The sequence below is a fragment of the Mumia sp. genome (genome assembly GCF_028803055.1).
Lineage (GTDB): Bacteria > Actinomycetota > Actinomycetes > Propionibacteriales > Nocardioidaceae > Mumia.
Map to the genome: position 1 here is coordinate 6893 of NZ_JARBCJ010000060.1, position 10132 is coordinate 17024.

Below are 10132 nucleotides of genomic sequence, written 5' to 3' on the forward strand. Positions count from 1 at the left end.
GTCGCGCGCGCCGACCGCCACCTGGACATCCGTCGACATGTCGGTCAGGCGCGCCAGCACCGCGTCGTCGACGCGGAGGACCTCACGCTCGGCCCGTGCGCGGGCGCACCGCTCCCCCGCCTCCCTCGCACGGCGGACCCGCTGAGCGAGCGCGGTCCGCTCGAGCTCGTCCCGGTGGCGTGCCACGGCGAGCGCGGCAGTCTGTGCAGCATGGCGGGCCACACGTGCGCGCTCGGTGGCGACGCCGACCTCTCGTCGCGCGTCGTCCTCGGCCGTGCGGGCGTCGGAGTGAGCCGCCACTACCTCCGCGACACGCGTCCGCAGCGCGTCGATCGTCTCGGCACGGCGAGCGAGGTCGTCGACCATGCTGCGGCGGTCGTCGCGCGCCCGGACGGCGTGCGACAGGGCGCGCTCTGCCACCTCGAGGTCCTCCTCGGAGCGGCGCAGCTCCTCGCGCAGCGTCTCGAGAGCCCGGACGGCGTCCTCCGAACGGCGAAGACGAGCGTCGGCCTCGATCGACAACGTCGACAGGCGCGCGTGCTCGTGCTCGTTGGCCGCGTAGTCGTCGACGTAGCGGTCCATCTCGGCGCTCCGGGCACGCAGCCGCGCGGCCTCGGCCTCGAGCTCCACGATCTCGGCCGCTGACTGTGCGTGAGCCCCCCGCGGCTTGCCTCCCGCGGTGAGGAGACGGTCGCGCTCGGCGAGGACGGCGGCCATCAGCGCGTCGTGGTCGCCGGTCGCGCCGGCCGAGTCGTCCAGGGCGCGGTGGAGCGCGGAGATGCGGGCGAGCTCCGGCTGGTCGAGCGACTCGCCCTGGACGATCTCGAGCGCCTCCCACAGGTCGACGTCGACCGTCTCGCTCAGGATCGCTGCGAAGCGCTGGTGCGCCTCGTCGCCGCTGTGCTGCTCTCGCGAGGGCGCGGTCACGTCCAGCTCGGTCATCGGAGACTTGAGCCAGCGCTTGCGGTAGACCAGCGCGTACGGGCCGGTGCGCAGCTCGACCTCGGCCTCCGGTCCGACGTCGAGCCCGACGGGCTTGACGTCGCGGACCGCCTGACTGCGCGAGCTGGACTTGGTGGTGCGGAGCAGACGGACCGCTTCGGCGACCGACGACTTGCCCGCCTCGTTGGGTCCCACGACCACCGTCACGCCGTCGCCGAACCGGACCGTCGACTCCTGAACACCCCTGAAGTGCCGCAGCGTCACCCGCACCAGCCTCATCGGCCGGCCCCCGCGAGCCGGTAGAGCAACCCGAGCGCGTCTTGTGCCACGGTCGCGTCCGGTGCGTCGGAACGGGCGAGCTCGGCGAGCTCGTCGAGAGCGGCCTGAGCGAATCCGCTGAGACCGAGATCGGCGAAGTCGTGACCGTCAGGCAGGACGACCAGGTCCGTGTGCCGTTCCCAGGCGTCGAGCCGTGCGAAGAGGTCGCTCCCGTGCTCGAGAACGCCGTCGAGCCGCGCCATCTCGGCCGTGGAGAGCGTCCCGCTCAAGGCCAGCCACACGGCCGTGCGGTCCTTGTCGGGCATCTGCTCCAGCCGATCGGCGAGTCGGTCGACGTCCTCGGAGGAGGCCAGCTCCTGCTCGACGACCTCGAACCGCCAACGGCCGACCCGGACCGGATCCACGGTCACGGCCCGCGACTCCGGGTCGACGTCCACGACCAGCACGTTGCCGGGATCGTCCTCGCGGCGCGACGTGACCTCGGGAGCACCGGCGTACCAGATGCGGGACTCGATCTCGGTGGTCGAGTGGCGGTCGCCGAGGACGGCGACGTGAGCGCGGCCGGAGTCGAGTGCCTTGGTGAGGGTGGGCACGTCGATCGCCGCGAGCGCGTCACGGTCGGGGTTGAACGTGCTCGCCACGCCGTGTCCGGCAACCACGCGCACCAGATCGCCCGACGTCGGCCGGAGTCCGGCGCACGCGTCTGCCACCAGGTCACGCGTGGGGTGCTTGCCGAACCACGGCGCACCGACGACCTCGGCACCCTCGACCACCGTGAAGGGGGCGCTGTCGCGCAGCACGTGCACGTGGTCGGGCTTGCGCTCGGCGAAGACACGCGAGTCGTAGATCGACGCGGCGTCGAGCGGGTCGTGGTTGCCCGGGAGCAGCACGACCGGCACCGAGAACCCTCGGAGGACCTCGAACGTCCGCGCGACGATCGCCCGGTCGAGCTGGTTGGACTCGAAGACGTCGCCGCAGACGACGGCGAACGCAGCGTCGCGCTCAGCGGCGAGGTCGCCGATCCGCCGGACGGCGTCGAGCCGGGCCTGCTGGAAGCGCGCACGCGCCTCGTCGCCGAGGAACCAGGCGGTCATGCCGAGCTGCCAATCCGCTGTCGCGATGAAGCGCATGCATCCACCTCCGGGGTCCGTGCGAGCCTCCGAGCAGGCTCCCTCGGAGCCTAGTGACGAGGGCGGACAGGTTGAGGGACGCGCGCCGGGCTGGGGACGGCCGGATCGTGTGGACAACACCACTCCCGTCACGCCGCCACGCCTGCCGGGCGGGCCCTGGTCTCAGCCCGGCTGGGCACCGAGCCAGGTGGTCGCCTCCGCGCCGGCAGCCACGGCGGCCCCGAGCGCGCCAGCACGCCCCTCCCCCGCGGCCAGCGCGGCGGCGAGGGCCCCGGCGAACGCATCCCCGGCACCGGTCGTGTCCACGACCTCGACCCGTGGGGGCGTCGCCGAGTCCTCGCCCCAGCGTGCACCCGCGGACCCGAGCGTGACGCAGAGCGAGACGGCGTCGTACTCCCGCGCCTCGTGCTCGTTGACCACCAGCGGGTCGGCGAGCGCGAGCAGGGACGGCGGCAGCGGTCGTACGGGCGAGGCGTTGAGCACGAGCCTCGTGCCCGCCTCCCCCGCGACCTCCGACACGGCGTCCACGGCGTCCTGGCCGATCTCGAGCTGCACCAGCACCACGTCGGCCTCGCGGATCGCGCCGGCGGCGTCGCGCACGTCGGCGGCCGTGAGTCGGGCGTTGGCGCCGGGGGCCACCACGATGGTGTTCTCTCCCCGGCCGTCCACGACGATGAGGGCCGTCCCGGTCGCCACGTCAGGCGTGGTCCGCAGATGGGTCACGTCGACTCCCGCCGCGGCCAGCGCGTCACGGTACGCCCGACCGTCGGCGTCGTCACCGACCCTGCCCACCAGGGCGACCGAGGCGCCCGCGCGGACGGCACCGATCGCCTGGTTGGCGCCCTTGCCGCCGCGGGATCGGCGAAGATCCCCACCGAGGACGGTCTCGCCGGGCGAGGGATGGCGGCGGACCTCCGTGACGAGGTCCACGTTGAGCGATCCCACCACCGCGACCCGCGCTGACGCACGCGACGGCGGGGAGGGATCCGGGTGGGCCTCCGCGGGCATCACCGCTGGACCGCCCGTGCCGTGTCGTCGCCGTGCGACGCCTGCGGGCCGGCGCAGATGGTGGTGAGGAACAGGTCACGTGTGGCCTCGTGGTCGACGTCGACCGCCACGTCGACCAGATGGCCGAGGGAGTCCACGCCGTGCACCGCGTCCTCGCCGAGCACGTAGCGCCGGTCGACGACCGTCTGCCCCCGGGTGAGGCCCGGCGCCAGTGCGACGTGGACCGGCCAGCGGCGAGTCGTGAGCAGGCCCGGGGACGCGACCGAGCAGACGGCACCGGCGTCGCCCACCAGGCCGCCGTGCCCGACCCGGGGGTCGCTGCGGATCACCTCGTGCGAGTGGGCGAGCAGCCGTCCGGCCAGCGCGACGGCAGGGTCGGGGTCGTCGCGCAGCACCTCATACGTCTCCGCCTCGACGACGACCCGCGAGAAGACGTCCAGCCCGTAGAGCGTGACCGGAACCCCGGAGGCGAGGACGATCGCCGCCGCCTCCGGGTCGTGCCAGACGTTGAACTCGGCGACAGGGGTCGCGTTGCCCCCCTCTAGGGCGCCGCCCATCGCGACGATGCCTCGAAGGTTCTCCTTGACCTCCGGGTAGGCCCTCAGGAGCAGCGCCACGTTGGTCATCGGCGCCAGCGAGACGAGCGTCACCGGGTCGGGAGAGTCGAGGATCGTCATCCGCATCAGCTCCAGCGCCCCGCCCGCGAACGGCATACGCGAGGAGGACGAGAGCCGTTGCCCCCCGAGCCCATCGGCGCCGTGGACGTGCCGGGCGTCGCGGGAGCCGCCGAGCAAGGGCTGCTCGGCTCCCCGCGCCACGGCCACGTCGGGCGCGTCCAGGGCGTCGAGGACCGCCAGCGAGTTCGTCACGACCTGGTCCACGTCGGTGTTGCCGGCAACGCAGGTGATCGCCCGCACGTCGATCGCAGGGTGCCGGACCGCGAACATCAGGGCCAGTGCGTCGTCGACGCCGGTGTCGACGTCCAGCACGACCGGGACGGGCGGCGTGGTGCTCGGCTCGAGCGGGGGGTTGCTCATGCCCACACCGTAGTCCCGGCGACATGTGCGCGATCCCACTTGGACGGGTCGCTCGACTTCGCTAACGTCGAAGGTTGGCGCGGAGCCGGCCGCTCCCCGGCCCGACCCCGCGCTCGACCACCGAACCACCCCCGAGATCAGGGGTACGAGACGTACGCGCATGTCGCGGGAAGGGATGTATGGCGGCCAAGAAGCCCGAGTTGGATGCCGAGGACGACAGCGGAGGTGTCCTTTCGGGAGTCTCCTCCAGCCAGGTCGTCGGGAGTGCTCTCGCCGCGATGACCGCGGCCGTGGCGGGCTCGTTGCTCGGCGTCGCCGGCACCCTCATCGGCGCGGCCGTCGGCTCCGTGGTGGCCACCATCGCCGGCACGATCTACACGAACTCCCTGCGCAAGAGCCGCCAGCTGGCCCAGGCCGCCCGGCTCACGAGCCTCGCGACGATGGCCAAGCGCGATGTCGGTGCGGGTGCCGGTGCCGGCGGTACGGCCGTGCTGCCTGTCCCCGAGGCGCTGGACGAGGTGGGCCAGCCCGGCGACGGTGGTGTCGAGGACACCGTCGACCCGGAGACCGCCGTCGACGCGCCGGACGACGGAGCCGAGGTGGAGGCCGACGGCACGGACACCGAGGCCGCCGACCCCGATGCCGCCTCCAAGCGACTGATCTCGTGGCGCGGAGTCGCGGCGGCCACGGTCGCGAGCCTGCTCCTCGCCCTCGGAGGCATCTTGGCGTACGAGGCGATCGTCGGGCACCCGCTCGGAGACAGCGGCAAGTCGGGGACCACGTTCAGCAACGTCGGGACGACGTCGGACGACGGCAAGGACGGCGGCGGCGACAAGGACGGCGGCACCGACCCCTCCCCGTCGTCGACGCCGTCGACGACGGATTCCGACCCGGACGAGCCCGCCCCGACCGACGAGGTGACCCCGCCGGCCGAGGAGGCCGTCCCCCAGCAGCCCGGGCCGACGACCGAGCCCACTCCCGAGCCGTCGACACCCTCGACGGAGCCTGCCCCGCAGCCCGACAACCTCGACGAGGATCCGTCCCTCGGCCAGCCGTCGCCGGCTCCCGCTGCCGACGAGGCGACGCCCTCGTCGTTCGAGGGATGACCGCTGGTTGGATGGTCCGGTGACATTCAACTTCTCGGTCGGTGACCGCCTCGGCGAGACCGTCGACGGCGCCCAGGGCCGTACCGGCGTGATCTCGACACCGCACGGCGACATCCAGACACCGGCGTTCATCCCCGTGGGCACCAAGGCCACGGTCAAGGCGGTGCTGCCCGAGACGATGGGTGAGCTGGGGGCCCAGGCGCTGCTGGCCAACGCCTACCACCTCTATCTCCAGCCCGGCTCCGACATCGTCGACGAGGCTGGCGGGCTGGGTGCCTTCATGAACTGGCGCGGTCCGACGTTCACCGACTCGGGCGGCTTCCAGGTGCTGTCGCTGGGGGCCGGCTTCCGCAAGGTGCTGGCGATGGACACCACCGACCGTACGGCCGACGACGTCATCGCCGACGGCAAGGAACGGCTGGCCCACATCGACGACGAGGGCGTGACGTTCAAGAGCCACCTCGACGGGTCCAAGCACCGGTTCACCCCCGAGGTGTCGATGCGGATCCAGCACCAGCTGGGTGCGGACATCATCTTCGCCTTCGACGAGTGCACGACGCTGATGAACACCCGCGGCTACCAGGAGCGCTCGGTCGACCGCACCCAGGCGTGGGCGGTCCGGTGCGTCGCCGAGCACGAGAAGCTGACCGCAGAGCGGGCCGGCAAGCCGTACCAGGCGTTGTTCGGCGTCGTCCAGGGCGCGCAGTACGAGGACCTCCGGCGGCGGTCGGCACGCGGCCTGGTCGAGCTCGGGTTCGACGGGTACGGCATCGGAGGCGCGCTCGAGAAGGAGCAGCTCGGCACGATCGTCGGCTGGGTCAGCGAGGAGCTTCCGGAGGACAAACCGCGCCATCTGCTCGGCATCGGCGAGCCGGACGACCTCTTCACCGGGATCGAGAACGGTGCGGACACGTTCGACTGCGTGAGCCCCTCGCGGGTGGCGCGGTCGAGCCGGGTCTACACCCACGACGGTCAGCGCAACCTGGCGGTGGCGTCCTCGCGGCGGAGCTTTGCGCCGATCGATGCGGAGTGCGACTGCTACACGTGCGCGAACTACACCGAGGCGTACCTGCACCACCTGTTCAAGGCCAAGGAGTACAACGCCGGCACGCTGGTGACGATCCACAACGAGCGCTTCATCGTCCGGCTCGTCGACCGGATCCGCGCGTCGATCTCCGACGGCACCTACGCCGACCTCAAGGCGGACTTCCTCGGCCGCTACTACGCCTAGCCCGGCGGCCCTGGCCGCGCGCGGGCGGTGGTGGCCGGGTCAGCGCCAGTACGAGGGCTCGCGGGACTTCAGCCAGCGGATCACGAGCATCGTCACCGGCATGACGAGCAGCTCGACGCAGACCTTGTAGACGAACCCGATGACGGCGTAGTTCCAGAACTGGCCCCACGTCGTGATGCCGATGACCGACGCGGCGATCGCGCAGAAGATCAGCGTGTCGGCCAGCTCGCCGGCCCCGGTCGAGGTGGCGAGCCGCGCGAACAGCCCTCGCTCGGCGGTACGCGCCTTCATCCTGACCAGCACCACGCTGTTGAGCAGCTGGCCCACCACGTAGCCCGCGAGACTCGCCAGCACGATCTGCGGCACGAACCCGAGGACGCTCTCGTACGCCCCCTGGTTCTCATAGAACGACGCTGCAGGCGCTTGCTGGACCACCCAGAACGTCACCGCCGCGACCACCGCCATCGCGAAGCCGGTGATGATCGCCCGGCGCGCCGCCCGGAACCCGTACACCTCGGAGATGACGTCGCCCAGGATGTAGGCGAGCGGGAACAGGAACGCACCGCCGTCGGTGATCACCGGCCAGAGCTGTAGGCCGCCGAGCGTCCAGCTCCCCGACCCGATCTCGATGCCCTTGGTCGCCACGATGTTGGAGACCACGAGGACGACGCAGAACGCCGCGAGGATGACGTCGAAGTGGGTCGACCCCCGCGAGGCATAGCGGACGACGCGGCGGTCGGTGTCCTCGGGCGCGCGGAAGGTCATGCGCGCGGCCTCACGCGAACGGCTGCCGGCGGTCGACGCGCAGCGACATCCGGCCGGCCCAGCGCCACAGCCGAGCGACGGCGTCGCGGTCCTCGTCGGTGACGAGGTTGCCCATCAGCCGCAGCGCGATGGTCATCAGTGCGTACGAGCGCATGCCGACGGGGCCGCCGTACGTCACCACGCCCGGGACGGTCAGGAGCCCCGCGAGTCGGCGCGCGATCGAGAACGCCTCGCCGTAGTGCTCGCGCAGGACCGCCGGCCACGCGGTCGCCAGGTCGGTGCCGGCGGCGAGCTCGTCGGCGACCAGCCGGCCGGTCTCGAGCCCGTAGTCGATCCCCTCGCCGTTGAGCGGGTTCACGCATCCGGCGGCATCGCCGATCAGCGCCCAGTTGGCACCGGCGACACCCGACACCGCGCCGCCCATCGGCAGCAGCGCCGACGTCGGGGCGCGCAGCTCGTCGGCCAGCTCCCACTCCGTACGGCGCAGGCGGGCGTAGTGCTCCATCAGCGGTCGCAGCTGGACGTTGGCGGGACGCTTGGAGGTGGCGAGGGTGCCGACGCCGAGGTTCACCTCGCCGTCGGCCAGCGGGAAGATCCAGCCGTAGCCGCTCAGGACCTCGCCCTGCTCGTCGCGCAGCTCGAGGTGGCTGGAGATCCACGGGTCGTCGCTGCGGTCGGACTTCACGTACGACCGCGCAGCGACGCCGTACGCGGTCTCGCGGTGCCACTCGCGGCCGAGCACGCGGCCCAGCGGGGAGCGGACGCCGTCGGCGACGACGAGGCGGTCGCACGCCACGTGGTGCGGGCCGTCGGTGGTCTTGAACACCACCTCCCGGACCCGGTCGCCGTCCCTGACCACGTCGACCGCGCGGGCGCCGTCGAGCGGGGTCGCGCCCGCGTCGAGGGCCGCGGCGCGGATGTGCGCGTCGAGCTCGGTGCGCGGGACCGCGGAGCCGTGGTCGGGCAGCGACCCACCCGGCCACGGGAGCATCAGCGTCTGGCCGAACCCGGAGGCCCGGAGTCCGCGGTTGGTGCCGTGGCGGCGGATCCAGGGGCCGAGGTCCAACCGGTCGAGCTCGGCGATCGCTCGCGGCGTCAGACCGTCGCCGCAGGTCTTGTCTCGCGGGAAGCGGGCGGCATCGGCCAGGACCACGTCGAGCCCGTGCCGCGCAGCCCACGCAGCCGCGGCAGAGCCGGCCGGACCGGCACCGACGACGAGGACGTCGGTACGGGTAGGAAGGTTGACGCTCACGCGCTCGATTGTGTCACCCTGCCGCAGCGCCGCGATCTTCCGGCGTGTCTGTGCCGCGCAGCACAATGGGTCGCATGCTCCTCGCCGACGTCGTCGCCACCTCTCGGGCCGTCGCCGCGACACGGTCGCGCCTGGCAAAGCGGACCGCGCTGGCCGACCTGCTGCGCGGGACACCACCGGAGGACCTCGAGGTCGTGGTGACCTACCTCGCAGGCGAGCTCCGCCAGCGCCGTACGGGGTTGGGCTGGGCGTCGTTGCGCGACCTGCCGCCGCCGGCCGAGGAGCCGAGCCTCACCGTGGCCGAGACCGACGCGACGTTCGCGGCGATGGCCGGGCTGTCGGGACCGGGGTCGCAGACGGCGCGTGCCGAGACCGCACACGACTTGTTCGCGAGGGCGACCGCCGACGAGCAGCGCTTCCTCGCGGGACTCGTCTCCGGTGACGTCCGGCAGGGCGCCTTGGACTCCGTCGTCCTCGATGCGGTCGCGGAGGCCGCCGACGTGCCGGCTGCCGCGGTGCGACGGGCCGCGATGCTGCAAGGGGCGAGCGCGCCGGTCGCCGTCGCCGCTCTGACGGGTGGCGCCGAGGCCCTGGCTGCGGTGATGCTCGAGCCGGGTCGCGCCGTACGCCCGATGCTGGCGTCCTCGGCGCCCGACGTGGCCGCCGCGCTCGACAAGGTCGGTCCCGCGCTACCGGCCTCTGTCGACACCAAGCTCGACGGCATCCGCATCCAGGTCCACCGGGTCGGCGACGACGTCCGTGTCTACACGCGCAGCCTCGACGACATCACCGAGCGGGTGCCTCAGATCGCCGAGACCGTACGCGGGCTCGCCGCCGACCCCCTCGTCCTCGACGGTGAGGCACTCATCGTCGAGCACGACGGGCGGCCCGCTCCCTTCCAGGACATCGCCTCGCTCGGAGCGACCCACCCCCGTGACACCGCACCCGACCTGCGCTCCGGCGAGGACGTCCACGTGCTGTCCCCGGTGTTCTTCGACGTGCTGCACGCCGACGGCGACGACCTGCTCGACCGCCCGTTGCGTGAGCGGCTCGAGGTGCTGGAGCGGATCGCGCCCGGGCTCGGCGTCCCCCGTCTCCAGACCTCTGACGCCGAGGAGGCCCAGCGGTTCTTCACCGATGCGGTCTCGTCCGGATACGAGGGCGTGGTCGTGAAGTCGCTCGACGCCCCGTACGACGCGGGCCGGCGCGGCGCGGCCTGGGTCAAGGTCAAGCCCCGCCACACCCTCGACCTCGTCGTGCTCGCGGTCGAGTGGGGGTCGGGGCGCCGCAAGGGCTGGCTGAGCAACATCCACCTCGGTGCCCGCGATCCCGACGGCGGATTCGTGATGCTCGGCAAGACCTTCAAGGGGATGACCGACGAA

9 protein-coding genes are annotated in these 10132 nt (G+C 72.6%); 3 read left to right on the forward strand and 6 right to left on the reverse strand.

Annotation, left to right across the window (positions count from 1 at the left end; all coding sequences use genetic code 11):
• The 4 genes from PV363_RS07845 to PV363_RS07860 all read right to left on the reverse strand — a co-directional run.
• Positions 1 to 1206: AAA family ATPase (locus PV363_RS07845; protein ID WP_301022063.1), on the reverse strand; the 1206-nt coding region annotated here is incomplete at its 3' end.
• Between the two features lie 11 nt (positions 1207 to 1217).
• Positions 1218 to 2351, reverse strand: a complete 1134-nt coding sequence (locus PV363_RS07850) for a metallophosphoesterase (RefSeq protein ID WP_220344488.1) — start codon at positions 2349 to 2351, stop codon at positions 1218 to 1220.
• Between the two features lie 162 nt (positions 2352 to 2513).
• The gene (locus tag PV363_RS07855) at positions 2514 to 3359 is read right to left on the reverse strand and encodes a ribokinase (protein WP_301022067.1); all 846 of its coding nucleotides are present in this window, start codon (positions 3357 to 3359) and stop codon (positions 2514 to 2516) included.
• On the reverse strand, positions 3359 to 4396 hold the full coding sequence (locus PV363_RS07860) for a nucleoside hydrolase (protein ID WP_301022064.1): 1038 nt from the start codon (positions 4394 to 4396) through the stop codon (positions 3359 to 3361). Before PV363_RS07860 ends, PV363_RS07855 begins: the two co-directional genes overlap by 1 nt.
• 179 nt (positions 4397 to 4575) lie before the next feature.
• On the opposite strand from PV363_RS07860, the gene PV363_RS07865 reads away from it, so the two are divergent.
• Entirely contained in the window at positions 4576 to 5502 is a 927-nt protein-coding gene (locus tag PV363_RS07865; protein WP_220344482.1) for a hypothetical protein, read from the forward strand.
• A 19-nt stretch (positions 5503 to 5521) separates the two neighbouring features.
• A complete protein-coding gene (gene tgt, locus PV363_RS07870) occupies positions 5522 to 6733 on the forward strand; it encodes a tRNA guanosine(34) transglycosylase Tgt (RefSeq protein WP_220344480.1) in 1212 nt (403 codons plus the stop codon).
• A 39-nt stretch (positions 6734 to 6772) separates the two neighbouring features.
• Here tgt and PV363_RS07875 read toward each other — a convergent pair whose 3' ends face one another.
• Both PV363_RS07875 and PV363_RS07880 read right to left on the reverse strand, forming a co-directional pair.
• Complete coding sequence (locus PV363_RS07875) at positions 6773 to 7498, reverse strand: queuosine precursor transporter (protein ID WP_220347100.1); 726 nt, start codon at positions 7496 to 7498, stop codon at positions 6773 to 6775.
• Between the two features lie 10 nt (positions 7499 to 7508).
• The gene (locus PV363_RS07880; RefSeq protein ID WP_220347099.1) at positions 7509 to 8750 is read right to left on the reverse strand and encodes a geranylgeranyl reductase family protein; all 1242 of its coding nucleotides are present in this window, start codon (positions 8748 to 8750) and stop codon (positions 7509 to 7511) included.
• A gap of 74 nt (positions 8751 to 8824) precedes the next feature.
• On the opposite strand from PV363_RS07880, the gene PV363_RS07885 reads away from it, so the two are divergent.
• Positions 8825 to 10132: RNA ligase family protein (locus tag PV363_RS07885; protein WP_301022065.1), on the forward strand; the 1308-nt coding region annotated here is incomplete at its 3' end.